The 24,687-nt window shown below is 57.6% G+C and carries 22 protein-coding genes; 14 read left to right on the top strand and 8 right to left on the bottom strand.

Features of this window, described 5'->3' with window-relative positions; translation table 11 throughout:
• Positions 1 to 11: 11 nt before the first annotated feature.
• The 3 genes from ICA15_RS13805 to ICA15_RS13795 all read right to left on the bottom strand — a co-directional run bounded on the left by ICA15_RS13805 (position 12) and on the right by ICA15_RS13795 (position 1,845).
• Entirely contained in the window at positions 12 to 251 is a 240-nt protein-coding gene (locus ICA15_RS13805) for a PilZ domain-containing protein (protein ID WP_150616975.1), read from the bottom strand.
• 108 nt (positions 252 to 359) lie between these two features.
• On the bottom strand, positions 360 to 1,247 hold the full coding sequence (locus tag ICA15_RS13800; RefSeq protein ID WP_008084359.1) for a lysophospholipid acyltransferase: 888 nt from the start codon (positions 1,245 to 1,247) through the stop codon (positions 360 to 362).
• Positions 1,248 to 1,287: 40 nt separating this feature from the next.
• Positions 1,288 to 1,845 carry a DNA-3-methyladenine glycosylase I gene (locus ICA15_RS13795; protein WP_150603665.1) on the bottom strand — a complete coding sequence of 186 codons (558 nt, stop codon included), beginning with the start codon at positions 1,843 to 1,845 and terminating at the stop codon, positions 1,288 to 1,290.
• An 81-nt stretch (positions 1,846 to 1,926) separates the two neighbouring features.
• On the opposite strand from ICA15_RS13795, the gene glyQ reads away from it, so the two are divergent.
• From glyQ to ICA15_RS13775, 4 genes are all read left to right on the top strand, one after another.
• Positions 1,927 to 2,880: a glycine--tRNA ligase subunit alpha gene (glyQ, locus tag ICA15_RS13790; RefSeq protein WP_025112261.1), complete on the top strand. Its 954-nt coding sequence runs from the start codon at positions 1,927 to 1,929 to the stop codon at positions 2,878 to 2,880.
• Positions 2,877 to 4,931 carry a glycine--tRNA ligase subunit beta gene (glyS, locus tag ICA15_RS13785; RefSeq protein ID WP_210553263.1) on the top strand — a complete coding sequence of 685 codons (2,055 nt, stop codon included), beginning with the start codon at positions 2,877 to 2,879 and terminating at the stop codon, positions 4,929 to 4,931. Before glyQ ends, glyS begins: the two co-directional genes overlap by 4 nt.
• Before the next feature lie 4 nt (positions 4,932 to 4,935).
• Entirely contained in the window at positions 4,936 to 5,475 is a 540-nt protein-coding gene (gene gmhB, locus ICA15_RS13780) for a D-glycero-beta-D-manno-heptose 1,7-bisphosphate 7-phosphatase (protein WP_191626459.1), read from the top strand.
• Between the two features lie 83 nt (positions 5,476 to 5,558).
• Positions 5,559 to 6,338 (top strand): lysophospholipid acyltransferase family protein, encoded by a 780-nt coding sequence (locus ICA15_RS13775; RefSeq protein ID WP_150616972.1) that lies wholly within the window; start codon positions 5,559 to 5,561, stop codon positions 6,336 to 6,338.
• 168 nt (positions 6,339 to 6,506) lie between these two features.
• On the opposite strand, the gene ICA15_RS13770 is transcribed toward ICA15_RS13775, so the two are convergent.
• The gene (locus ICA15_RS13770) at positions 6,507 to 8,039 is read right to left on the bottom strand and encodes a sensor histidine kinase (RefSeq protein WP_210553264.1); all 1,533 of its coding nucleotides are present in this window, start codon (positions 8,037 to 8,039) and stop codon (positions 6,507 to 6,509) included.
• Positions 8,040 to 8,206: 167 nt separating this feature from the next.
• Between ICA15_RS13770 and ICA15_RS13765 the strand changes: the two genes are divergently transcribed.
• Positions 8,207 to 8,926, top strand: coding sequence for a response regulator transcription factor (locus ICA15_RS13765; protein ID WP_210553265.1), 720 nt, complete (start codon positions 8,207 to 8,209; stop codon positions 8,924 to 8,926).
• 137 nt (positions 8,927 to 9,063) lie between these two features.
• Here the strand turns inward: ICA15_RS13765 and gyrB are convergent, their stop codons facing one another.
• From gyrB to dnaA, 4 genes are read right to left on the bottom strand one after another with little or no spacing between them, the layout of a single operon-like run.
• Entirely contained in the window at positions 9,064 to 11,481 is a 2,418-nt protein-coding gene (gene gyrB / locus ICA15_RS13760; protein ID WP_150603659.1) for a DNA topoisomerase (ATP-hydrolyzing) subunit B, read from the bottom strand.
• 5 nt (positions 11,482 to 11,486) lie between these two features.
• Positions 11,487 to 12,590 carry a DNA replication/repair protein RecF gene (recF, locus tag ICA15_RS13755; RefSeq protein ID WP_150595884.1) on the bottom strand — a complete coding sequence of 368 codons (1,104 nt, stop codon included), beginning with the start codon at positions 12,588 to 12,590 and terminating at the stop codon, positions 11,487 to 11,489.
• Between the two features lie 14 nt (positions 12,591 to 12,604).
• On the bottom strand, positions 12,605 to 13,708 hold the full coding sequence (dnaN, locus tag ICA15_RS13750) for a DNA polymerase III subunit beta (RefSeq protein WP_042556902.1): 1,104 nt from the start codon (positions 13,706 to 13,708) through the stop codon (positions 12,605 to 12,607).
• Positions 13,709 to 13,747: 39 nt separating this feature from the next.
• A complete protein-coding gene (gene dnaA, locus ICA15_RS13745) occupies positions 13,748 to 15,271 on the bottom strand; it encodes a chromosomal replication initiator protein DnaA (RefSeq protein WP_150616969.1) in 1,524 nt (507 codons plus the stop codon).
• 566 nt (positions 15,272 to 15,837) lie between these two features.
• Between dnaA and rpmH the strand changes: the two genes are divergently transcribed.
• The 9 genes from rpmH (at position 15,838) to ICA15_RS13700 (ending at position 24,556) form a co-directional block, all read left to right on the top strand.
• Positions 15,838 to 15,972, top strand: coding sequence for a 50S ribosomal protein L34 (gene rpmH / locus ICA15_RS13740; protein WP_003213577.1), 135 nt, complete (start codon positions 15,838 to 15,840; stop codon positions 15,970 to 15,972).
• A 16-nt stretch (positions 15,973 to 15,988) separates the two neighbouring features.
• On the top strand, positions 15,989 to 16,390 hold the full coding sequence (rnpA, locus tag ICA15_RS13735; RefSeq protein WP_042556900.1) for a ribonuclease P protein component: 402 nt from the start codon (positions 15,989 to 15,991) through the stop codon (positions 16,388 to 16,390).
• Positions 16,383 to 16,628: a membrane protein insertion efficiency factor YidD gene (gene yidD / locus ICA15_RS13730; protein ID WP_010465488.1), complete on the top strand. Its 246-nt coding sequence runs from the start codon at positions 16,383 to 16,385 to the stop codon at positions 16,626 to 16,628. Before rnpA ends, yidD begins: the two co-directional genes overlap by 8 nt.
• A 2-nt stretch (positions 16,629 to 16,630) precedes the next feature.
• Complete coding sequence (gene yidC, locus ICA15_RS13725; RefSeq protein WP_150603657.1) at positions 16,631 to 18,313, top strand: membrane protein insertase YidC; 1,683 nt, start codon at positions 16,631 to 16,633, stop codon at positions 18,311 to 18,313.
• A gap of 81 nt (positions 18,314 to 18,394) precedes the next feature.
• Complete coding sequence (gene mnmE / locus ICA15_RS13720; RefSeq protein ID WP_150616968.1) at positions 18,395 to 19,765, top strand: tRNA uridine-5-carboxymethylaminomethyl(34) synthesis GTPase MnmE; 1,371 nt, start codon at positions 18,395 to 18,397, stop codon at positions 19,763 to 19,765.
• Positions 19,766 to 20,318: 553 nt separating this feature from the next.
• A complete protein-coding gene (gene mnmG / locus ICA15_RS13715) occupies positions 20,319 to 22,217 on the top strand; it encodes a tRNA uridine-5-carboxymethylaminomethyl(34) synthesis enzyme MnmG (protein ID WP_150603655.1) in 1,899 nt (632 codons plus the stop codon).
• Positions 22,214 to 22,858, top strand: coding sequence for a 16S rRNA (guanine(527)-N(7))-methyltransferase RsmG (gene rsmG, locus ICA15_RS13710; RefSeq protein WP_150616966.1), 645 nt, complete (start codon positions 22,214 to 22,216; stop codon positions 22,856 to 22,858). The genes mnmG and rsmG overlap by 4 nt, the downstream gene beginning before the upstream one ends.
• A gap of 18 nt (positions 22,859 to 22,876) precedes the next feature.
• Positions 22,877 to 23,674, top strand: a complete 798-nt coding sequence (locus ICA15_RS13705) for a ParA family protein (RefSeq protein ID WP_007911909.1) — start codon at positions 22,877 to 22,879, stop codon at positions 23,672 to 23,674.
• A 9-nt stretch (positions 23,675 to 23,683) separates the two neighbouring features.
• The gene (locus ICA15_RS13700; protein WP_150603654.1) at positions 23,684 to 24,556 is read left to right on the top strand and encodes a ParB/RepB/Spo0J family partition protein; all 873 of its coding nucleotides are present in this window, start codon (positions 23,684 to 23,686) and stop codon (positions 24,554 to 24,556) included.
• Positions 24,557 to 24,687: the final 131 nt, after the last annotated feature.

Genomic DNA, 24,687 nt, shown 5'->3' with positions numbered 1-24,687 from the left:
GCGGATCTTATTCACAAGTAACGAAGCCCGATGCCCTCGGCATCCACCGTCACCACTTCCATCCGCACTCGCGGCGCGCCTGCGGGTAAATCCTGCACCTGGCCATAGACCACAGCGCCTTTGGGCAACGATGCGAGGCGCGGATGCTGGACATAGACGCCGGTGGGCGACAGATTGCGGGTCTCACCCAAGCATTCGCCGAAGCTGTCGTGGGTGATCTTGATGCGGAATGATTTGCGGTGTTCGGACATCTTCATGCGCCCTTCGCTGAACGTCTTCCGTGGATATCCACAGGCAAGATCAAAAGATCACAGCCTGCGGCAGTTCCTACAAGTTATCCACAGAGTGTGCCAAGTCGGTTAATACCAGCGTTCTTCGCCCGGTGGACGCTTCTTGAAGCGCTTCATGCTCCACATGTACTGGCTTGGATACGCTGCCACGTAACGCTCGACGACTTTGCTCATGGCAGCGCAGGACTCGGCGGTATCGGTGCTGTACATGGCCTCGGGCGCCGCTTCGAGGATCACTTTGTAGCCGGAGCCATCGGGCAGACGCAGCGCATGCAGAAACACGCCAACGGCTTTGCCACCGGCCAACATGTTCGGCACGAATTTGCTGGTCAGCGCCTGTGTAGCGAAGAACGGTACGAAAATCCCCGCTGATTCGGCCGGTTCCGGGTCAGCGGGAATGCCCACTGCACCACCTTTGCGCACTTCCTTGATGACGCTGAGAATGCCTTCCTTGGTTGACGCGGCAACCTTGTTACCCAACTGCACGCGCTGCTTGCGCAGCAATTCATCCACAGCCTTGAGCTTGGGTGGGCGGTAGAAAATGATCGGTTTGCACTGGCTGCAATAAAAGTGGTTGAGCACTTCCCAATTGCCCAGGTGACTGGTGATGCCGACCACGCCTTTGCCCGAGGCCAATGCGTCTTTGAGCACGTCGAGGCCTTCGACTTCGCGCACCAGATCGATGGAGCGCTGCGCCGGCCAGATCCACGCGCAGGCGCTTTCGGTCAGGGACTTGCCGATGTCTTTCAGACTCTGGCCAACCAGACGCTCGCGCTCGGCCGGGTCCATTTGTGGAAAACATTTGGCGAGGTTGATCCGCACTACATCGCGGGAGCGGTTGGGGGTTTTCCACATGATCCAGCCAATTGCCGAACCCACGGCCTGCACCGCCCGCCATGGCAGCAGGGCAAACAGCCGCAGAGCGCCTACCAGCAAGGCGCCTTTAAACTTTTCCACAGGTCACTCCTGATCTTGTGCTGTGCGCGAGGCGGCCATTCTAACCGCCGTTGACGAGCTGCGCGTAGCGGTCGCAGTCGCGGGTGTGATCCATGACCATGCCAGAGGCCTGCATCAGCGCGTAGCAAATGGTCGGACCGACGAACGTGAAGCCAGCCTTTTTCAGACCTTTGCTCATCGCCAGCGCTTCGGGGGTGATCGCCGGGACTTCGCTGCGATCCTTGAAATGATTGATGATCGGCTGGCCGCCGACGAACGACCAGAGAAACGTCACCGGATCTTCCAGCGCCAGCCAGGCCTGGGCATTACGCCGGGCGGCATTGAGTTTGAGGCGGTTGCGGATGATGCCCGGATCGAGCATCAATTCTTCGATTTCGGCGTCGCTCATCTGCGCCACACGTTGCACATCAAAGCCGAACAACACCTCACGATAGCGCTCGCGTTTGCGCAACACGGTGATCCAGGAAAGCCCGGCCTGGAACCCTTCGAGCAAAAGCAACTCGAACAAACCCTGCGCATCGCGTAGCGGCGTGCCCCACTCCTGATCGTGATAAGCCATGTACAACGGATCTTCGGTACACCAAAAGCAGCGTGGCATAAGGCTCCAGGGGGTGGAGGTGCGACTGAATCGGGTATACTCCCGCTCTTTAAATCGCAGCCCAAGAAACAGGTGAATTTCGTGAGCCAGCCTACGCCAGCCGTGCGTACCTTCCAAGACTTGATCCTCGCGCTCCAGCAATACTGGGCCGAGCAAGGTTGTGTGGTACTTCAGCCCTACGATATGGAAGTAGGCGCCGGCACTTTCCACACCGCGACCTTCCTGCGCGCCATCGGCCCGGAAACCTGGAACGCCGCCTACGTGCAGCCAAGCCGCCGTCCGACTGACGGCCGTTACGGCGAAAACCCGAACCGTCTGCAGCACTACTATCAGTTTCAGGTCGTCCTGAAGCCGAACCCGGACAACTTCCAGGAACTGTACTTGGGCTCCCTCAAGCATGTCGGCCTGGACCCGTTGGTTCACGACATTCGCTTCGTCGAAGACAACTGGGAATCGCCGACCCTCGGCGCCTGGGGTCTGGGCTGGGAAGTCTGGCTGAACGGCATGGAAGTGACTCAGTTCACTTACTTCCAGCAGGCGGGCGGCATCGAGTGCTACCCGGTGACCGGCGAAATCACCTACGGTCTCGAACGTCTGGCCATGTACCTGCAAGGTGTGGATTCGGTCTACGACCTGGTCTGGGCTGACGGTCCGATGGGCAAAGTCACCTACGGCGATGTGTTCCACCAGAACGAAGTGGAGCAATCCACCTATAACTTCGAACACGCCAACGTCGACAAACTGTTCGAACTGTTCGACTTCTATGAAAGCGAAGCCAAGCGCCTGATCGAACTCGACCAGCCGTTGCCGCTGCCGAGCTACGAAATGGTCCTGAAGGCCTCGCACACCTTCAACCTGCTGGATGCGCGCCGGGCAATCTCGGTGACCGCGCGTCAGCAATACATCCTGCGCGTACGCACCCTGGCGCGTTCCGTTGCGCAAGCCTACCTGCTGGCGCGTGCCAAGCTGGGCTTCCCGATGGCGACCCCGGACCTGCGTGACGAAGTACTGGCCAAGCTGGAGGCTGCACAATGAGTGCGCAAGATTTTCTGGTTGAACTGGGCACCGAAGAACTGCCACCCAAAGCGCTGAACACTTTGGCTGATGCGTTCCTCGCCGGTATCGACAAGGGCCTGCAAGCTGCCGGCCTGAGCTATGAAGCAAAAACCGTCTACGCCGCGCCGCGTCGTCTGGCTGTGTTGATTACCGCGCTGGCCACCCAGCAACCGGATCGCAGCATCAACCTCGACGGCCCGCCACGTCAGGCGGCTTTCGACGCCGAAGGCAATCCGACCCAGGCAGCCTTGGGTTTTGCCAAGAAGTGCGGCGTCGATCTGAGCGAAATCGATCAGAGCGGCCCGAAGCTGCGTTACAGCCAAAGCATCGCCGGCAAGCCGACCGCAAGCCTGCTGCCGACCATCGTCGAAGATTCGCTGAACGACCTGCCGATCCCGAAACGCATGCGTTGGGGTGCGCGCAAAGAAGAGTTCGTGCGTCCGACCCAATGGCTGGTGATGCTGCTCGGTGACCAGGTCATCGACTGCACCATCCTCGCGCAGAAGGCTGGCCGTGATTCCCGTGGTCACCGCTTCCACCATCCGGAAAACGTACGCATCGGTTCGCCGGCAAGCTACCTCGCCGATCTGCGTGCCGCTTATGTTCTGGCCGACGCCAACGAGCGTCGCGAGATCATCAGCAAGCGCACTGAAGAGCTGGCAACCCGTCAGGAAGGCACCGCAATCGTTCCGCCGGCGCTGCTCGACGAAGTGACCGCGCTGGTTGAATGGCCGGTGCCGCTGGTGTGCTCGTTCGAGGAACGTTTCCTCGACGTGCCGCAAGAAGCGCTGATCACCACCATGCAGGACAACCAGAAGTACTTCTGCCTGCTGGATGCCGACGGCAAGTTGCTGCCACGTTTCATCACTGTGGCCAACATCGAAAGCAAAGACCCGCAGCAGATCATCGCCGGTAACGAGAAAGTGGTTCGCCCACGCCTGACCGACGCCGAGTTCTTCTTCAAGCAAGACAAGAAGCAGAAACTCGAACTGTTCAACGAGCGCCTGAAGAACGTGGTGTTCCAGGAAAAACTCGGCAGCGTCTATGACAAGGCCGAGCGCGTATCGAAACTGGCGGCTTACATCGCCGCACGCATCGGCGGCAACGCTTCGTGGGCTGCCCGCGCGGGCTTGCTGTCGAAGTGCGACCTGTCCACCGAAATGGTCGGCGAGTTCCCGGAGATGCAAGGTGTCGCCGGCTACTACTACGCCCTCAATGACGGTGAGCCGCAAGACGTCGCGCTGGCGCTGAACGAGCAGTACATGCCACGCGGTGCCGGTGCTGAACTGCCTGCGACCCTGACCGGTGCGGCTGTTGCGATCGCTGACAAACTCGACACTCTGGTCGGCATCTTCGGTATCGGCATGCTGCCAACCGGCAGCAAAGACCCGTATGCCCTGCGTCGCGCGGCACTGGGCGTGCTGCGTATCCTGATCGAGAAACAACTGGATCTGGACCTGAACGACGCCGTGGCTTTCGCCGTGAATGCGTTCGGTACCAAGGTCAAGGCTGCCGGCCTGAATGAGTCGGTACTGGAATTCATCTTCGACCGTCTGCGCGCGCGTTACGAAGACGAAGGCGTCGATGTTGCCACTTATCTGTCGGTACGTGCCCTGAAGCCGGGTTCGGCGCTGGACTTCGACCAGCGGGTGCAAGCGGTGCAAGCCTTCCGCAAACTGCCGGAAGCGGCAGCGTTGGCGGCGGTTAACAAGCGGGTTTCCAACCTGCTGAGCAAAGTTGAAGGCGCCGTGCCAAGCGTGGTTGAAGCCAAGTACTTCGACAACGCCAACGAGTTCTCGCTGTACTCGGCGATCCAGCAAGCGGATCAGGCAGTGCAGCCAATGGCTGCGGCGCGTCAGTACAACGAATCGCTGGCACGCCTTGCGGCACTGCGCGAGCCGGTTGATGCGTTCTTCGACGCGGTAATGGTCAATGCCGAAGACGCCAAAGTGCGAGCCAACCGTTACGCGCTGCTGGCGCGTCTGCGTGGCCTGTTCCTGGGTGTTGCCGACATTTCGCTGCTGGGTTGAGGGATTGCTGTTGAAACTGCTGATTCTCGATCGGGACGGAGTGATCAATTACGACTCCGACGCTTACATCAAGTCGGTGGAGGAGTGGATTCCTTTGCCCGGCTCGATCGAAGCGATTGCGCAGTTGAGCAAGGCCGGCTGGACGGTAGCGATCGCCACCAACCAGTCGGGCATCGCTCGCGGTTACTACGACCTCGCCACCCTCGACGCCATGCACGCGCGTTTGCGCGCATTGGTGGCGGAGCAGGGCGGTGAAGTCGGGCTGATCGTGTACTGTCCGCATGGGCCGGACGAGGGTTGCGATTGTCGCAAACCGAAACCGGGCATGTTGAAAACCATTGCGCAGCATTACAACGTGCCGCTGACCAATGTCTGGTTCGTCGGCGACAGCCTTGGTGACCTGGAGGCCGCCAAAGCCGTCGATTCACAGCCAGTTTTGGTAAAGACCGGAAAAGGCGAAAAGACTCAGGGCAAAACCCTGCCGGTTGGCACTCTGATTTTTGACGATCTCGCGGCGATTGCCGCAGAACTTATCCACAACTAGAGTACTTCTGAAATTCCTGACCAGGGATTGATCGGGAGTGCGCTTGAACAGACGGGCATTGCCCCGTAACGGTAAACGTCGCCATGTCGATACTGCGGGCCATCAGAATCTTCCTCTTTTACCTGCTGCTGGGCACCACGTCTCTGTTGTGGTGCAGCCTGAGCTTTTTCATCGCGCCCTTTTTGCCGTTCAAGGCGCGTTATCGTTTTATCAACGTGTACTGGTGCCGTTGCGCCTTGTGGTTGACCAAGGTGTTCCTCGGTATCCGTTACGAAATCAAAGGCGCGGATAACGTGCCAGACCGGCCCTGCGTGATTCAGTCGAACCACCAGAGCACTTGGGAGACGTTTTTTCTCTCCGCTTATTTCTCGCCTTTGAGCCAGGTGCTCAAGCGCGAATTGCTGTTCGTGCCGTTCTTCGGCTGGGCAATGGCCATGCTGCGACCGATCGCGATTGATCGCGACAACCCGAAAGCCGCGCTCAAGCAAGTCGCGGCAAAAGGCGATGAGTTGCTCAAAGACAATGTCTGGGTGCTGATCTTTCCGGAAGGCACTCGCGTGCCCTACGGCACTGTCGGAAAATTCTCGCGCAGTGGCAGCGCTTTGGCGGTGAATGCCGAGCTTCCGGTACTGCCGATTGCACACAATGCTGGCAAATTCTGGCCAAAAACCGGTTGGGCGAAGAAGTCTGGGGTAATCACTGTGGTCATTGGCGAACCGATGTACGCCGAAGGTACTGGGCCGCGAGCCATTGCAGCGTTGAATGACCGGGTGCAAGCCTGGAACGAGCAGACGCAACGGGAAATGGGTTCATTGCCACCCGCGCCACAGGCACCCGCTGCAAGTGACCAGATCGCTGTCTGAGATTTTGTGGATAACCTGTGTACGCTTTTGTTGAAAAAGCTTGAATATTAGATATAACTTACTGATTTACTTATATATTTCTCAAGATCATAAAACACCGTAAAAGGTGCATAAGTTTTTTTTGGATGTAAAAAAACCGGCTGATATAGCCGGTTTTTTTGTGCCTGTTCATTCAACGAACAGCGGCAACTCAAGCCTGAACGTCGTGCCTTGATCGACCACACTGCGGCATTCGATTCTGCCGCCATGGTGATCGACCACGGCTTTAACCATCGACAGGCCCAGGCCAACGCCATCAATGCCCTGAGCCGAAGAAAAGCGCCGGTATTGGCTGAACAGGTCGGGCAGTTCCGCGGCAGCAATGCCTTTGCCCTGATCAATCAGCTCGCAGCGCAGCCAATCGTCCTGACACGTGACGCGCAACTGAATCGTGGTGTCAGCCGGGCTGTACTTGATGGCGTTTTCCAGCAGATTGAACAACGCACGGGTCAGCAAGCCTTGGTCAGCAGACACCAGCCGTTCCTGGGACTGCTCGTCCATGTCGTGCAGCAGTTCGATGCGTTTCTGCTGAGCGATCGGCAAGGCCTGATCGAGCACATCCAGCACCAGCATCCCGAACAACGTCGGCTGGAACTGATACGCCTCGGATTCAGCCCGCGCCAGCAACACAAAGCCGTCGGTCAGATCCAGAGCCCGGCGAACCTGACGCTCTATTTGTTCGAACAATGGCGCATCGGCTCCGGCCTGATGACGATGCACATCGAGCAACGCAAGAATCGCCGAATGGGGGGCACGCAAATCATGCGAGAGGAAGCGCAACAAAACGCCGCGTTGTTCCTCGGCGGCGCGCTCGGCACTCAGGTCGGTCAAACTCAGCAGCCAGCCGATTGGCGTGTCACCGTCCACCGGCAGCAGCGCAGCACGCTCAAGGCGCAGGCTGCGCTCCTTGTGATCGCGAAATTCCAGCAACGGCAGTGCGGATAACAGAGGACGCGGGGCTGTGGACAACTCTGGATATCCGAGCAGCGCCAGCTGATCGAGAACGTCGTCACCCACCAAAGCATGATCGAACAGCTCGCGAGCCTTGCGATTGCCCAAAAGGATCTGACCCTTGGGGTCGCTGATGAGCGTGGCGACGGGTAAATATTCCAGCCCGTCAGCGATAAAGCGCCGGGTATCGCGGGTACGACTCATGGCTTGTTCGAGCGCCATGATCTGGCGCTGCAAGTGATCAGCGCCGGTGAACTGTGCGCGGCGGCGTTCGGGAAAGACTTTCGGTTCGCTGTCCAGCCGCGCCAGCTCCCAACCGAAGTACGTCAGCACCACACTCAGGCGCCGCCAGTTCCAGATCAGATAGCCGAACAACATCCCCAGCACCGCTGGCGTCGGCGACCACCACTCGCGGATTTCCGCCAGTCCGGCGCTGGTCAGCAGCACGCAGGCCATACCGATCAGCGTCATCCAAAGGGCCAGGCGAGGACGCCACAACAGCAGCCCAAGAACACAAGCCACGAGGCCCACCGAGAGTAATGCACCAAGGCCCGGGGATGCGTCATTCAGATTGACCTGCGCTCGATAAGATAACAGCGCAGTCAGCGGCAACAGCACTAGACTTATCCACAACCACTCGCGCACCAACTGGCGAAACAGTCGCTGCACCTGGCTTGGCTCGCGGCTTTCATGCCGTCTGCGGTCATTCATGGGAAAAAGGACAGGGTGGTGTGAATGGTTTCATAGGTCACAGGTCTGATACTTGACCCGAAGAATCATAGCGGACGTCGACCAACGGCGGGCCGCTTACTTTCCTGAGAATCGCCGAGCGACTATGGTTGACGGCCAACTGCCCCAGCAACAAGGAACCACCGCGTATGCGCGTTGCGATACTGGACGACGAACCTGCCGAACTGCGCCGGGTCGAGCAGACCCTGCAGCAAATGGCCGAAGCCGGAGAACAGCCTTGGTCGCTGCACAGCTTCGAGCGCGGTGAAGACCTGCTGCGACAGTTGCGCCGGGAAACCTTCGACCTGCTGATCCTCGACTGGCAGCTGCCCGACCTCACCGGGCTGGCCTTGTTGCGCTGGACCCGTGAACACATGGAGGCGCCACCAGCGGCGATCATGCTTACCAGCCGTGACGGCGAGAGCGATATCGTCCAGGCCCTGAATGCTGGCGCAGACGATTACGTCAGCAAGCCGTTCCGGCCCAATGAACTGAAAGCCAGAGTCGCCGCAGTATTGCGCCGGCACAGCCAGCCACGCAGCGCAGCGAACGAAGTGCTGAGCTTCAATGACTTGAAGTTCGACGATGCCGAGCTGACGGTCACCCGTGAGGGCAAACCGATCGTCATGACCGAACGCGAATACCGCCTCGCACGATGCCTGTTCAGCAACCTCGGCCGACCGCTGTCGCGGGATTACCTATATGAGCGCTTCTGGCCCCATGAAGAAGTCGCCTCGTCACGTCCCTTGGACACGCACATCTATCGACTGCGCAACAAGCTGGGGCTGACAGCGGATCGCGGCTGGCAGCTGCTGACGATTTATGGGTACGGGTATCGGCTGGAAAGTGTGGCGACGGGACAAGAATAAAGATCAAAGGATCGCAGCCTTCGGCAGCTCCTACACGAGATCAATGTAGGAGCTGCCGAAGGCTGCGATCTTTTGACCACGCCAACAAAAAAAGGCCAACGCAAATGCGTTGGCCTTTTTGTTGGTGCTGACCGGGATCAGAAATCCAGGTTGGATACCGCCAAAGCATTGCTCTCGATGAACTCACGGCGAGGTTCGACCGCATCACCCATCAGGGTGTTGAAGATCTGGTCCGCGCCAATGGCGTCTTCGATGGTGACCTTCAGCATGCGACGCGAGCTTGGGTCCATGGTGGTTTCCCACAGCTGATCCGGGTTCATTTCGCCCAGACCTTTGTATCGCTGGATGGTGTGGCGCTTGGTGCTTTCGGCCATCAGCCAGTCCAGAGCTTCCTTGAACTCGGTGACCGCTTTCTTGCGTTCGCCACGCTGGATGTACGCGCCGTCGTCGAGCAGGGTGCTCAGTTGAGCGCCGAGGGTGACGACAGTTTTGTAGTCGTTACTGCCGAAGAAGTCGCGGTTGAACGTCACGTAGTTCGACAGGCCGTGGGAGATCAATTCGACCTCTGGCAGCCACACGCCACGTTCACGATCTTCACGCAGGCTGGCCTTGTAGACCAGACCGGACTTCTCGACGGTACGCAGACGGACTTCGTACTGAGCCAGCCAGTCTTGCATCGCAGCATGGTCGCCGAGTTTTTCAAGGCTGACGGCCGGCAGGTAGATGAAGTGCTCGGTCAGTTCCTGTGGGTACAGGCGCGACAGACGCTTGAGAGTCTTCATCACCATGCGGAAGTCATTCACCAGACGTTCCAGCGCCGGGCCGGAAATGCCTGGCGCTTCTTCGTTCAGGTGCAGGCTCGCATCTTCCAGGGCCGACTGCGTCATGTACTCTTCCATGGCGTCGTCGTCTTTGATGTATTGCTCTTGCTTGCCTTTCTTGACCTTGTACAGCGGCGGCTGAGCGATGTAGATGTAGCCACGCTCGATCAACTCCGGCAACTGACGGAAGAAGAAGGTCAGCAGCAAAGTACGGATGTGCGACCCGTCGACGTCAGCATCGGTCATGATGATGATGTTGTGATAGCGCAACTTGTCGATGTTGTACTCGTCGCGACCGATGCCGCAGCCAAGCGCGGTGATCAAGGTGCCCACTTCCTGGGAAGAGATCATCTTGTCAAAGCGCGCCTTCTCGACGTTGAGGATCTTACCCTTCAACGGCAGGATGGCCTGGGTCCTGCGGTTACGTCCCTGCTTGGCAGAGCCGCCCGCGGAGTCACCTTCCACGAGGTACAGTTCAGACAGCGCCGGGTCTTTTTCCTGGCAGTCGGCCAGTTTGCCCGGCAGGCCGGCGATGTCCAGCGCGCCTTTGCGGCGGGTCATCTCGCGGGCCTTGCGCGCTGCTTCACGGGCACGTGCTGCATCGATCATCTTGCCGACAACGAGCTTTGCTTCGTTCGGGTTTTCCAGCAGGAAGTCGGAGAAGTATTTGCCCATTTCCTGTTCGACGGCGGTCTTCACTTCGGAAGAGACCAGCTTGTCTTTGGTCTGGGAGCTGAACTTCGGATCCGGCACTTTCACCGAAATGATCGCGGTCAGGCCTTCACGCGCATCGTCACCCGTGGTGGCGACTTTGTGCTTCTTCGCCAGGCCTTCAGCTTCGATGTAGGTGTTCAGGTTACGCGTCAGTGCGGAACGGAAGCCCACCAGGTGAGTGCCGCCGTCGCGCTGCGGGATGTTGTTGGTGAAGCACAACAGGTTCTCGTTGAAGCTGTCGTTCCACTGCAGGGCGATTTCTACGCCGATGCCGTCTTCACGCTGGATGTTGAAGTGGAACACCTGATTGACCGGAGTCTTGTTGGTGTTCAGGTATTCAACGAACGCACGCAGGCCACCTTCGTATTTGAACAGCTCTTCCTTGCCGCTGCGCTCGTCTTTAAGGACGATGCCGACACCGGAGTTGAGGAAGGACAGTTCACGAATGCGCTTGGCCAGGATGTCCCAGCTAAAGTGAATGTTCTTGAAGGTTTCATCGGAAGGGCGGAAGTGAATCTGCGTACCCGTGGTTTCGCTGTCGCCAACGATTTTCATCGGTTCTTGCGGAACACCGTGCACGTAAGTCTGTTCCCAGATCTTGCCGCTGCGGCGAACGGTCAGGATCAGCTCTTCAGACAGTGCGTTCACTACGGAAACACCTACACCGTGCAGACCGCCGGATACCTTGTAGGAGTTGTCGTCGAACTTACCGCCAGCGTGGAGGACGGTCATGATGACCTCGGCGGCGGAAACGCCTTCCTCTTTATGCACGTCTACCGGGATGCCACGGCCGTTGTCGCGAACGGTGATGGACTCATCCGGGTGGATGATGATGCTGATGTCATCGCAGTGGCCGGCGAGGGCTTCGTCGATCGAGTTGTCGACCACTTCGAACACCATGTGGTGCAGACCGCTGCCATCGTCGGTGTCACCAATGTACATACCGGGACGTTTGCGTACGGCATCCAGGCCTTTCAGCACTTTAATGCTCGTTGAGTCGTACGTATTTTCTTCGCTCAATGCCTTCACTCCCGATGGTCGTGGGTCTGGGTGATACGGCCCTGTTCCACGTGGAACAAAGCGACTGGCGTTTCCGTCTGCCAGCCTTCCCTCAATAATTCGTGATCTACACAGGTAATAAAAACCTGGCAGCGTAAGTCTTCCAACAAGCGGCACAGCGCGCGACGGTGGTTCTCGTCCAGCTCGGACGGCAAGTCATCCACCAGATAAATACACTGACCGCGACGGGCCTGGCTCACCAGATGCCCTTGGGCAATCCGCAATGCACAGACCACCAACTTCTGCTGACCCCGGGACAAAATGTCCGCGGCGTTGTGTGCACCCAATCTAAGACGCAAATCAGCTCGTTGTGGCCCAGCCTGGGTATGGCCGATCTGCTGATCACGTTGCAGGGACCCAGCAAGTACGGCACTCAACTCCCGGTCTTTGTCCCAACCTCGGTAATAGCTGAGCGTCAAACCTTCGAGCTCAACCAGTTCGCTCAAGGTTTGTTCAAAGACTGGTTTCAAGGCTTTGATGTAAGCGCGGCGGTATTCATCGATTTCAGCGCTGGCCTGGCACAGTTCCCTGTCCCAAACCGCTTGTGAAACGGCGTCAAGTGTACCATGCCGCAGCCAAGAGTTTCTCTGGCGCAGGGCCTTCTGCAAGCGCTGCCAAGTGGCCATGAACCGTGGCTCGACGTGGAACACGCCCCAATCGAGAAACTGCCGGCGAATCTTCGGCGCGCCTTCCAGCAAGCGGAAGCTGTCCGGGTTGATCAGCTGCAGCGGCAGGATTTCCGCAAGTTGCGCCGCGCTACGGGCATTCTGGCCGTCGATGCGGATCTGGAACTCGCCCTGACGGTCGCGCGATATTCCCAAAGCACTGTGGCCACCCTCGGCCAATTCGACCTGACCGAACACGGTGCAGGCAAGTTGCTCGTACTGGATGACTGGCAACAGCCGCGTGCTACGAAACGAACGGGCAAGCCCCAGCAGGTGAATAGCTTCCAGAACACTGGTTTTGCCGCTGCCGTTGGCGCCGTAAAGGATGTTGATGCGGGGGGAGGGGGAGAAGGTCACCGGGTGCAGATTACGCACCGCGGTGACCGAAACACGACTTAAGGACATCCAGGATCAGCTGTTTACAGGCGCATCGGCATGACAACGTAAGCCGAATCGTCGTTGTCGGACTCTTGCACCAGCGCACTGCTGTTGGAGTCGGACAGGATCAGACGAACCTGCTCGGTGGTCATCACGCCCAGCACGTCGAGCAAGTAGCTCACGTTGAAGCCGATCTCCAGAGAGCCGCCGTTGTATTCAACGCCCACTTCTTCTTCCGCTTCTTCCTGCTCCGGGTTGTTGGCCTGGATCTTCAACTGACCACTGGCCAGTTGCAGACGGATACCGCGGTATTTCTCGTTGGACAGAATCGCGGTACGGCTGAACGCTTCACGCAGCGCCTGACGATCGCCCAGCACCAGCTTGTCGCCGCCCTTCGGCAGAACGCGCTCGTAGTCCGGGAACTTGCCGTCGACCAATTTCGAGGTGAAGGTGAATTCACCCGTGGTGGCGCGAATGTGATGCTGACCCAAGACGATGCTGACAATGCCGTCCGGCTCAGTGAGCAGACGAGCCAGTTCGAGAATACCTTTGCGCGGCACGATCACCTGGTGGCGATCCGGCTGACCGATATCGGCCTTCATCGAGCACATCGCCAGACGGTGACCATCGGTGGCCACTGCGCGGATGATGCCTTCGGAGACTTCCAGCAGCATACCGTTGAGGTAGTAACGCACGTCCTGTTGGGCCATGGCGAAGCTGGTGCGTTCGATCAAACGACGCAGTCTGCTCTGCTCCAGGCTGCAGGTCAGCGAGCCCGGGCCTTCTTCCACAGTCGGGAAATCATTGGCAGGCAGGGTCGACAGGGTGAAGCGGCTACGGCCAGCCTTCACCACCAGCTTCTGCTCGTCGACCTTGATGTCGATCAGTGCATCGTTGGGCAGGCTTTTGCAGATATCCATCAGCTTGCGCGCAGGCACGGTGATGGAACCTGTTTCAGCCGGCTCTTCAAGTTGCACACGACCGACCAGTTCGACTTCCAGGTCGGTACCGGTCAGCGACAATTGTTGGCCTTCGACAACCAGCAGCACGTTAGAGAGTACCGGCAAGGTCTGTCGGCGCTCAACGACGCCTGCGACCAGTTGCAGGGGTTTCAACAGGGCTTCGCGTTGAATGGTGAAATGCATGGTCTAGTCCCTTGCCTTAATAAGCTGCGCTGGTGTTCATCAAGTGGTCAGTGTACGCAGCAGGTTCTTGTAGTCCTCGCGGATGTCCGCGTCGGATTCCTTAAGTTCGTTGATCTTGCGGCAGGCGTGCAAAACAGTCGTGTGGTCGCGGCCGCCAAACACATCACCGATTTCCGGCAGGCTGTGGTTGGTCAGTTCTTTGGACAGCGCCATGGCGACCTGACGCGGACGTGCCACCGAGCGCGAACGGCGCTTGGACAGCAGATCGGAAATCTTGATCTTGTAGTACTCGGCGACGGTACGCTGAATGTTATCCACAGAGACCAGTTTGTCTTGCAACGCCAACAGGTCTTTCAGGGATTCGCGAATCAGCTCGATGGTGATGTCGCGGCCCATGAAGTGCGAGTGGGCAATCACGCGTTTTAGCGCGCCTTCCAGCTCACGGACGTTGGAGCGAATGCGCTGGGCAATGAAGAAAGCTGCGTCGTGCGGCAAATCGACTTTGGCCTGGTCGGCCTTCTTCATCAGGATTGCTACACGGGTTTCCAGTTCCGGCGGCTCGACGGCAACGGTCAGGCCCCAGCCGAAGCGGGATTTCAGACGTTCTTCAAGGCCTTCGATTTCTTTCGGGTAGCGGTCACTAGTGAGAATGACCTGCTGGCCACCTTCAAGCAGAGCGTTGAAGGTGTGGAAAAACTCTTCCTGGGAACGTTCCTTCCGGGCAAAGAACTGAATGTCGTCGATCAGCAAGGCATCCACCGAACGGTAGAAGCGCTTGAACTCGTTGATGGCGTTCAGTTGCAGCGCCTTGACCATGTCGGCCACGAAACGCTCGGAATGCAGGTACACGACCTTCGCATTCGGGTTCTTCTTTAATAGATGGTTACCCACCGCGTGCATCAAGTGAGTTTTACCCAGGCCAACGCCACCATATAGGAAGAGTGGGTTGTAGCCATGCTTCGGGTTGTCCGCCACTTGCCAGGCCGCCGCGCGGGCGAGCTGGTTGGATTTACCTTCGACGAAGTTTTCAAAGGTGAACGTGCGGTTCAGGTAACTGGTGTGCTTGAGCGCACCTTCGACCTGCACAGTGCGCTGTTCGGCGCGAACCGGCGCCTGCTGCGACGCTGCACCGGCCATCGGGTCGAAGCTGTCGCGAGAAGGCTCTTCGCTGACTTCAGCAGTTCTCTGCGTCGAACGCTTCGCCGAAGTTGGCGCCGGGGCCGGCGCTGGCACGCTTGCAGGTGCGTTGTTGGCATGGGCCAGAGACGCTTGCGCAGCGGCTAACGGGGCATTCGGGGCCGCACGCGGAGCCGAGCTGCGTTTGCTACCTATTAATAAGGAAAGCGCCGGCGCCATACCGTTGCCGTGCTCATCCAGCAGTTCGAGGACGCGCCCAAGGTACTTTTCGTTGACCCAGTCCAGCACAAAACGGTTCGGTGCATAGACGCGCAACTCGTCGCCTTCGGCTTCGACCTGTAGTGGACGGATCCAGGTGTTGAATTGTTGGGCAGGCAGCTCCTCGCGCAAAAGCTCCACGCACTGCTGCCAAAGTTCCACTGACACGGATATCCCCTAAGTTGAAAGCCGGTGAGGCAAAAACAAGCGGCCATTGTAGCGGCGGGCCGTCCACTTATCCACATGCAGGTTGCCCCGAATCCATGATTTATCGCTGCGTTAACCGGAAAAAAGGCGACCAACGGTGTGTGAATAAGCTCTGTGGATAACCGCCTCTAAGGGCATTGGACAAGTGGGGGCTAAACTCGGTGGATAACCTGCCTGTGGATAACAGCCCATTCCACACACAGGTTATCCGACAGTGCAGCACAGGCTGAACACGGTTTTCCACTGTAGTTGTCATTCTCTGTACATCAGGTTAGACATGGCCTAGAGGTAGTTATCCACAGCAGATCGCGTCCCTAGCTTTTATAAGCTTTACAGAAAAGCTTTAAATAATTCCCTTCTTTAATTTTATGTAAGGCGAACAGGCTTTCAGCCAAAGAAGGTCCTGAGATCTATTTATAAGGAAACGTTGGTTGGAAATTGACCTGAAGGCTTGCTTTCTCTAGAATCCCCGGTCTCTTAAAACGGGGGCCATTCCGGCCCGTTGTGGACGAACCAGGTAACACGACATGAAACGTACTTTCCAACCAAGCACCATCAAACGCGCTCGTACTCACGGTTTCCGTGCTCGCATGGCTACCAAGAACGGTCGCGCAGTCCTGTCGCGTCGCCGCGCCAAAGGTCGTGCGCGTCTGGCAGTTTGATAATCCGGTACTGGAGGTGAGTCAGGACTTCAGTCGGGAAAAGCGTCTGCTTACCCCCCGGCATTTCAAGGCAGTCTTTGACTCCCCTACCGGCAAGGTTCCGGGGAAAAATCTCCTGCTCCTTGCGCGCAACAACGATCTTGATCACCCCCGTCTCGGGTTGGTTATCGGGAAAAAGAGCGTAAAGCTCTCCGTTGAGCGCAATCGCCTCAAACGTCTGATGCGCGAATCGTTCCGTCTGCACCAGGATTCACTGGTCGGCTGGGACATCGTTATCGTCGCGCGCAAAGGTTTGGGTGATGTAGAAAACCCCGAATTGATTCAGCATTTCGGCAAACTCTGGAAGCGTCTGGCCCGTAACAATCCAGTTCCAGCAGTCAAAACCGAAACTGTAGGGGTAGACAGTCCAGATGCGTAAACTGGCCCTCGTTCCGATCCAGTTTTATCGCTATGCCATTAGTCCTTTGATGGCCAGCCACTGTCGTTTCTACCCCAGTTGTTCCTGCTACGCGTATGAAGCCATTGAAAATCATGGCCTTCTACGCGGTGGCTGGCTGACCTTTCGTCGTTTAGGTCGCTGTCATCCGTGGAATCCCGGTGGTTATGACCCGGTTCCACCTATCCCTACCTCCCGTTCTTCTTCGATGGCCGAGTAATCATGGATATCAAACGCACGATCCTGATCGTCGCCCTGGCAATCGTGTCCTACGTTATGGTTCTTAAATGGAACCAGGACTATGGCCAGGCTGCCCTGCCGACTCAGAATGTTGCTTCCAGTACGACTACATCCGGTTTGCCGGACACCGCCACTGGCAATAATGCTGCCGCCAGTGACGATATTCCGCGCTCCGCTAGCGATACCAGCGCACCAGCTGAAACTCCGGTGGCTGCCAGCAAGGATCTGATCCAGATCAAAACCGACGTGCTCGATCTCGCGATCGATCCACAAGGTGGTGACGTTGCTCAACTGACCTTGCCTCTGTATCCGCGTCGTCAGGATCGTCCAGACGTTCCGTTCCAGCTGTTCGACAACGGCGGCGAACGTATTTATCTGGCGCAAAGCGGTCTGATCGGTACCAATGGCCCGGACGCAAATCCGGCTGGTCGCCCTGTCTACTCCGCCGAGAAGAAGACTTATCAACTGGCTGACGGTCAGGACCAACTGGTCGTTGATCTGAAGTTCAGCAAGGACGGCGTCAATTACATCAAGCGTTTCACGGTGAAACGCGGCCTGTATGACGTAACCGTTTCCTACATTGTGGATAACCAGAGCGCTCAGCCCTGGAATGGCGCGATGTTCGCTCAGTTGAAGCGCGACGACAGTGGCGATCCTTCGTCCACAACTGCTACCGGCACCGCGACTTACCTGGGCGCTGCCCTGTGGACAAGTTCGGAGCCGTACAAGAAAGTGTCCATGAAGGACATGGACAAGGCGCAACTCAAGGAAACCGTTACCGGTGGTTGGGTAGCCTGGCTGCAACACTACTTCGTGACCGCGTGGATTCCGGCGAAGGGCGAAAACAACATCGTCCAGACCCGTAAAGACAGCAAAGGCAACTACATCATCGGTTACACCGGTCCAACAATGACCGCTGCACCAGGTGCCAAAGTTGAAACCAGTGCTGTTCTGTACGCCGGTCCGAAAAGCCAGGCCGTGCTGAAAGAGTTGTCCCCAGGTCTGGAACTGACTGTCGACTACGGCATCCTGTGGTTCATTGCCCAGCCGATTTTCTGGCTGCTGCAACACATCCACGCGATCGTGGGTAACTGGGGCTGGTCGATCATCTTCCTGACCATGCTGATCAAGGGTATTTTCTTCCCTCTGTCGGCTGCCAGCTACAAATCGATGGCGCGTATGCGTGCCGTTGCGCCGAAACTGGCTGCACTGAAAGAGCAGCATGGCGATGACCGGCAGAAAATGTCGCAAGCCATGATGGAGCTGTACAAGAAAGAGAAGATCAATCCGCTGGGCGGCTGCTTGCCGATCCTCGTGCAGATGCCGGTTTTCCTTTCGCTGTACTGGGTTCTGCTGGAAAGCGTGGAAATGCGCCAAGCACCGTTCATGCTGTGGATCACTGACCTGTCGATCAAGGATCCGTTCTTCATTCTGCCGATCATCATGGGCGCAACCATGTTCATCCAGCAGCAGCTGAACCCGACTCCTCCGGATCCGATGCAGGCGAAGGTCATGAAAATGATGCCAATCATCTTCACCTTCTTCTTCCTGTGGTTCCCGGCTGGTCTGGTGCTGTACTGGGTAGTGAACAACTGCCTGTCGATTGCACAACAGTGGTACATCACGCGTAAGATCGAAGCGGCTGCGAAAAAAGCCGAGGCGTAACTTGCTCTGTGGATAACACCACTCAAAACGCCCCCTAGTGGGGCGTTTTGCTATCTGCCACTTTTGTCTGGATTACGGTTTATGAGCGCACCTCGTGAAACCATTGCAGCTGTCGCCACCGCTCAAGGCCGCGGCGGTGTGGGCATCGTCCGAATTTCCGGTCCGCTGGCCAGTGTTGCGGCCAATGCTATCGCCGGCCGCGAACTGAAACCGCGTTATGCCCATTACGGCCCGTTTTTCAGTGATGACCAGCAAGTGCTCGACGAAGGTCTTGCGCTGTATTTTCCCGGGCCGAACTCATTTACCGGGGAAGACGTGCTGGAATTGCAGGGCCACGGCGGCCCGATCGTTCTGGACATGTTGCTTAAGCGTTGCCTGGAGCTGGGCTGTCGTTTAGCTCGCCCGGGTGAATTCAGCGAACGCGCGTTTCTCAATGACAAACTCGACCTGGCCCAGGCCGAGGCGATTGCCGACCTGATCGAGGCCAGTTCTGCACAGGCGGCGCGCAATGCCCTGCGCTCGTTGCAAGGCGCATTCTCCCAGCGTGTGCATAACCTCACCGAACAATTGATCGGCCTGCGTATCTACGTCGAGGCCGCCATCGACTTCCCGGAAGAAGAAATCGACTTCCTCGCCGATGGCCACGTATTGAGCATGCTCGACAAAGTGCGTGAGGAATTATCCACAGTACTGCGCGAAGCCGGCCAGGGTGCCTTGCTTCGCGATGGTATGACCGTGGTGATTGCCGGCCGTCCCAATGCCGGCAAGTCCAGCCTGCTGAATGCCTTGGCCGGCCGTGAGGCAGCGATCGTGACCGAGATTGCCGGTACCACACGGGATATCCTGCGCGAACATATCCACATCGACGGTATGCCGCTGCACGTTGTGGATACCGCAGGTCTGCGCGATACCGACGATCAGGTGGAAAAGATCGGCGTCGAACGCGCATTGAAAGCCATTTCTGAAGCGGATCGGGTGCTGTTGGTCGTAGATGCGTCGGCGCCTGAAGCGTTGGACCCGTTTGCCTTGTGGCCGGAATTTCTCGAGATCCGCCCAGATCCGGCGAAAGTCACGTTGATCCGCAATAAAGCTGATCTGACAGGCGAAGCAATTGCTCTGGAAACAAGCGACGACGGCCATGTGACCATCAGTCTGAGCGCCAAATCTGCAGGCGAAGGCCTGGAATTGCTGCGTGAACATCTCAAGGCCTGCATGGGCTACGAGCAAACCTCAGAAAGTAGCTTCAGCGCCCGTCGCCGTCATCTTGAAGCCTTGCGCCACGCGAGTGCGGCGCTGGAACACGGTCGCGCGCAATTGACGCTGGCCGGGGCTGGTGAATTGCTGGCTGAAGATTTGCGTCAGGCCCAGCATTCTCTGGGTGAAATTACTGGTGCATTCAGCTCCGATGATCTGCTCGGACGAATCTTTTCCAGCTTCTGCATCGGTAAATAATCCCTCCTGCTGTTCACAGACGGGCCCATTCGCGGCCCGTCTGCTTCCCTCATCATTGAATTGATTCCAGAAGTGCCGGGCAGATTGATGCTCCCTGAGCGAATTTCCCCTGCGCGCAATTTGCTCATTCATCAGATTTCTGTGGATTAAGCCCTGTGAATAACTGCCACTGAGGTCAGTTGATAACAGGGCCTGAAAACTGGATATAACTCGCTCTGTGGATAACCACCCCTTTCATCCACAGGCTTAAACCGGTTATCCAAGCCGCTCATGGCCACATGGTCACAGGGTTTTAAATCTCTGTACACATTGAATAATAAGGCCTGTAGAGATCTATCCACAGAAAACGTGCTCAGTAAGAATAAGCATTAAAACAAAGGTTTTATAAATTTCTTTCTTTTTTATTCTTTTAAGCTCGAGTTCTCCACAGCTGGTTAATTTTTGTTCAGAGGGTTCTTTAGGCAGGGCGAAGTCCCTATACTTGTCGACCAGGTCCAGAACCTGATCTCAAACTATTCCTGAATTACCTACTTAAGCAGGCACGAGGTGCGTGGTGGATTTCCCTTCCCGTTTTGAAGTGATCGTCATCGGCGGCGGTCATGCCGGTACCGAGGCAGCACTGGCGTCAGCACGTATGGGGGCAAAAACCCTGTTGCTGACGCATAACGTGGAAACCCTCGGCGCCATGAGCTGCAACCCCGCTATCGGTGGCATTGGCAAAAGCCATCTGGTCAAGGAAATCGACGCCCTAGGCGGCGCGATGGCCATGGCTACCGATAAGGGCGGCATCCAGTTTCGCGTATTGAACAGCCGCAAAGGCCCAGCCGTACGGGCAACTCGTGCGCAAGCCGACCGGGTTTTGTACAAAGCGGCTGTCCGCGAAATTCTGGAAAATCAGCCGAACCTGTGGATATTTCAACAAGCTGCCGATGACCTGATCGTAGAACAGGAACAGGTACGCGGTGTTGTCACCCAGATGGGTCTGCGTTTCTTTGCCGATTCCGTGGTGTTGACCACTGGCACCTTCCTCGGTGGACTTATCCACATCGGTTTGCAGAATTTCTCCGGCGGTCGTGCCGGTGATCCGCCGTCGATTGCTCTGGCACACCGTCTGCGTGAAATGCCGCTGCGTGTGGGTCGATTGAAAACCGGCACACCGCCGCGTATCGATGGCCGGTCTGTGGATTTCTCGATGATGGCCGAGCAACCGGGCGATACGCCGATCCCGGTGATGTCGTTCATGGGCAACAAGGAACAGCATCCGCGGCAAGTCAGCTGCTGGATCACCCACACCAACGCTCGTACCCACGAAATCATTGCCGCGAACCTCGACCGTTCGCCAATGTATTCCGCTGCCGGCGAGATCGAAGGCATAGGCCCGCGTTATTGCCCGTCGATCGAAGACAAGATTCACCGCTTTGCCGACAAGGAAAGCCATCAGGTGTTCATCGAACCGGAAGGTTTGACCACCCATGAGCTGTACCCGAACGGGATATCCACAAGCTTGCCGTTCGACGTGCAATTGCAAATCGTGCAATCGATCCGCGGTATGGAAAACGCGCACATCGTGCGTCCCGGTTATGCGATCGAGTACGACTACTTCGATCCGCGTGACTTGAAGTACAGCCTGGAAACCAAAGTCATCGGCGGTCTGTTCTTCGCCGGGCAGATCAATGGCACCACCGGTTACGAAGAAGCTGGTGCTCAGGGTTTGCTGGCCGGGGCCAACGCCGCACTGCGTGCGAAGGGCAAAGAAGCCTGGTGCCCGCGCCGCGATGAGGCGTACATCGGGGTTCTGGTCGACGACCTGATCACCCTGGGTACCCAAGAGCCGTACCGCATGTTCACTTCCCGTGCCGAGTACCGTCTGATCCTGCGCGAGGACAACGCCGACCTGCGCCTGACCGAAAAAGGTCGCGAGCTGGGTCTGGTCGATGACGCGCGTTGGGCGGCCTTCTGCAAGAAACGTGAAAGCATCGAACTCGAAGAGCAGCGCCTGAAAAGCACCTGGGTCCGCCCGGGCACGCAACAGGGCGATGCCATCGCAGAAAAATTCGGTACGCCGCTGACCCACGAATACAACTTGCTCAACCTCTTGAGTCGCCCGGAAATCGACTACGCTGGTCTGGTCGAAGTGACCGGGCACGGCGCCGAAGATCCACAGGTCGCCGAACAGGTCGAGATCAAGACCAAATACGCCGGTTACATTGACCGTCAACAGGACGAAATCGCTCGTCTGCGCGCCAGCGAAGACACGAAACTGCCTGTGGATATCGATTACACCAACATTTCCGGTCTCTCCAAGGAGATCCAGAGCAAGCTCGGCGCCACTCGTCCAGAGACGCTGGGTCAGGCTTCACGGATCCCGGGCGTGACCCCGGCAGCGATTTCGCTGTTGATGATTCATTTGAAAAAACGCGGCGCGGGCCGTCAGTTGGAGCAAAGCGCTTGAGTTCTAAGGTCACTTCGCAACACGCCGAAGAGTTATCCACAGGAGCCCGTGAGCTCGGGATCAATCTCACTGAAACCCAGCACGAATTGCTGCTGGGTTATCTGGCCTTGTTGATCAAATGGAACCAGGCCTACAACCTCACGGCTGTGCGCGATCCGGACGAAATGGTGTCGCGTCACTTGCTCGATAGTCTGAGCGTGATGTCGTTCATCGAAAACGGCCGCTGGCTCGACGTCGGCAGTGGCGGCGGTATGCCGGGGATCCCGTTGGCGATCCTGTATCCGGACTCGCAAGTGACCTGTCTGGACAGTAACGGCAAAAAAACCCGCTTCCTGACTCAGGTCAAACTCGAACTGAAACTGGATAACCTGCAAGTTATCCACAGTCGTGTCGAAGCCTTCCAGCCTGCTGAGCCGTTCAACGGGATCATTTCCCGGGCGTTCAGCAGCATGGAAAACTTCAGCAACTGGACTCGCCACCTCGGCGATGCCGATACACGCTGGCTGGCAATGAAGGGCGTTCATCCGGCCGATGAGCTGGTAGCATTGCCGGCAGACTTCAAACTCGATAGCGAACACGCCCTGGCCGTACCCGGTTGCCAAGGCCAACGCCATCTGCTGATACTGCGCCGCACGGCATGATTGGGAACACAAGCAAGAATGGCTAAGGTATTCGCGATAGCGAACCAAAAGGGTGGTGTGGGCAAGACCACCACCTGCATCAACCTCGCAGCATCCCTGGTCGCGACCAAGCGCCGGGTGCTGTTGATCGATCTCGATCCACAGGGCAACGCCACCATGGGTAGCGGTGTGGATAAACACGGCCTGGAAAACTCGGTCTATGACCTGCTGATCGGCGAATGCGATCTGGCTCAGGCCATGCACTATTCCGAGCATGGCGGTTATCAACTGCTGCCGGCCAACCGCGACCTGACAGCCGCTGAAGTGGTTCTGCTGGAAATGCAGATGAAGGAGAGCCGCCTGCGCAGCGCGCTGGCGCCGATCCGCGAAAACTACGATTACATTCTGATCGACTGCCCACCATCGCTGTCGATGCTCACGCTGAACGCACTGGTTGCCGCTGACGGGGTGATTATCCCCATGCAGTGCGAGTACTTTGCGCTCGAAGGTTTGAGCGACCTTGTGGATAACATCAAGCGTATCGCCGAGCTGCTTAACCCGAATCTGAAAGTCGAAGGTTTGTTGCGCACCATGTACGACCCGCGCCTGAGCCTGATGAACGATGTCTCGGCGCAGCTCAAGGAACACTTTGGCGAGCAACTGTACGACACGGTCATTCCGCGCAATATCCGCCTCGCCGAAGCGCCGAGCTACGGCATGCCGGCTCTGGCGTACGACAAGCAATCGCGCGGCGCGCTGGCCTACCTGGCGCTGGCAGGCGAGATGGTTCGTCGTCAGCGCAAAAATTCACGCATTGCCGCCGCTCAGGCAACTTAAGGAATCCCCATGGCCGTCAAGAAACGAGGTCTCGGACGTGGACTGGATGCACTGCTGAGTGGTCCGACTGTCAGCTCGCTGGAAGAACAAGCCGCGCAAGCTGACACGCGTGAGCTGCAACACCTGCCGCTGGACTTGCTCCAGCGCGGCAAATACCAGCCTCGTCGGGACATGGACCCGCAGGCGCTGGAAGAGCTGGCGCAGTCGATCAAGGCACAAGGCGTGATGCAACCGATTGTGGTTCGCCCGATTGGTGAAGGCCGCTTCGAAATCATCGCCGGTGAACGCCGCTGGCGCGCCAGCCAGCAGGCCGGACAGGAAACCATCCCGGCGATGGTCCGCGATGTGCCGGATGAAACGGCGATCGCTATCGCACTGATCGAGAACATTCAGCGCGAAGACCTCAACCCGATCGAGGAAGCGGTCGCCCTGCAACGCTTGCAGCAGGAATTCCAGCTGACTCAGCAACAAGTTGCCGAGGCTGTGGGTAAGTCCCGCGTGACTGTGGCTAACTTGTTGCGGCTTATTGCGCTGCCGGAAGTCATCAAGACCATGCTGTCTCACGGCGACCTGGAAATGGGTCATGCCCGTGCTTTGCTCGGTCTGCCGGAAAATCAACAGGTTGAGGGGGCGCGACATGTTGTCGCACGAGGTCTCACCGTGCGCCAGACTGAAGCACTGGTTCGTCAGTGGTTGAGTGGCAAACCGGAGCCTGTGGAAGCGACCAAACCCGACCCGGATATCGCCCGTCTCGAACAGCGTCTGGCCGAGCGCCTAGGCTCTGCGGTGCAGATTCGCCACGGGAAGAAGGGAAAGGGGCAATTGGTGATCGGTTACAACTCCCTCGATGAGCTTCAAGGTGTGCTCGCTCACATCCGCTGAAACATTTCCTCATGTAGCGGGCAGTCGGAAATCACTACCTGACAGTTGAATAGGGGCAGAACCGCCCCTATACTCTGCGCGCATTTTGTCGGCACAAATTATGCCAAGTTATTGAATTCTGGCAGCCGACC

It is taken from the genome of Pseudomonas sp. P116, assembly GCF_020149425.1.
In the GTDB taxonomy this organism is placed as follows: Bacteria; Pseudomonadota; Gammaproteobacteria; order Pseudomonadales; family Pseudomonadaceae; genus Aquipseudomonas; species Aquipseudomonas anatoliensis.
Note: the sequence above shows the minus strand (reverse complement) of the source record. Positions and strands in the feature narration are given on the sequence as shown.

Excerpts from the sequence above, each read along its gene's own strand:
- ICA15_RS13805 (WP_150616975.1), bottom strand. The coding sequence starts at position 251 with ATGTCCGAACACCGCAAATCATTCCGCATCAAGATCACCCACGACAGC.
- ICA15_RS13795 (WP_150603665.1), bottom strand. The coding sequence starts at position 1,845 with ATGCCACGCTGCTTTTGGTGTACCGAAGATCCGTTGTACATGGCTTAT.
- glyS (WP_210553263.1), top strand. The coding sequence starts at position 2,877 with ATGAGTGCGCAAGATTTTCTGGTTGAACTGGGCACCGAAGAACTGCCA.
- ICA15_RS13775 (WP_150616972.1), top strand. The coding sequence starts at position 5,559 with ATGTCGATACTGCGGGCCATCAGAATCTTCCTCTTTTACCTGCTGCTG.
- ICA15_RS13770 (WP_210553264.1), bottom strand. The coding sequence starts at position 8,039 with ATGAATGACCGCAGACGGCATGAAAGCCGCGAGCCAAGCCAGGTGCAG.
- ICA15_RS13765 (WP_210553265.1), top strand. The coding sequence starts at position 8,207 with ATGCGCGTTGCGATACTGGACGACGAACCTGCCGAACTGCGCCGGGTC.
- recF (WP_150595884.1), bottom strand. The coding sequence starts at position 12,590 with ATGTCCTTAAGTCGTGTTTCGGTCACCGCGGTGCGTAATCTGCACCCG.
- dnaN (WP_042556902.1), bottom strand. The coding sequence starts at position 13,708 with ATGCATTTCACCATTCAACGCGAAGCCCTGTTGAAACCCCTGCAACTG.
- rpmH (WP_003213577.1), top strand. The coding sequence starts at position 15,838 with ATGAAACGTACTTTCCAACCAAGCACCATCAAACGCGCTCGTACTCAC.
- yidD (WP_010465488.1), top strand. The coding sequence starts at position 16,383 with ATGCGTAAACTGGCCCTCGTTCCGATCCAGTTTTATCGCTATGCCATT.
- yidC (WP_150603657.1), top strand. The coding sequence starts at position 16,631 with ATGGATATCAAACGCACGATCCTGATCGTCGCCCTGGCAATCGTGTCC.
- mnmE (WP_150616968.1), top strand. The coding sequence starts at position 18,395 with ATGAGCGCACCTCGTGAAACCATTGCAGCTGTCGCCACCGCTCAAGGC.
- ICA15_RS13705 (WP_007911909.1), top strand. The coding sequence starts at position 22,877 with ATGGCTAAGGTATTCGCGATAGCGAACCAAAAGGGTGGTGTGGGCAAG.
- ICA15_RS13700 (WP_150603654.1), top strand. The coding sequence starts at position 23,684 with ATGGCCGTCAAGAAACGAGGTCTCGGACGTGGACTGGATGCACTGCTG.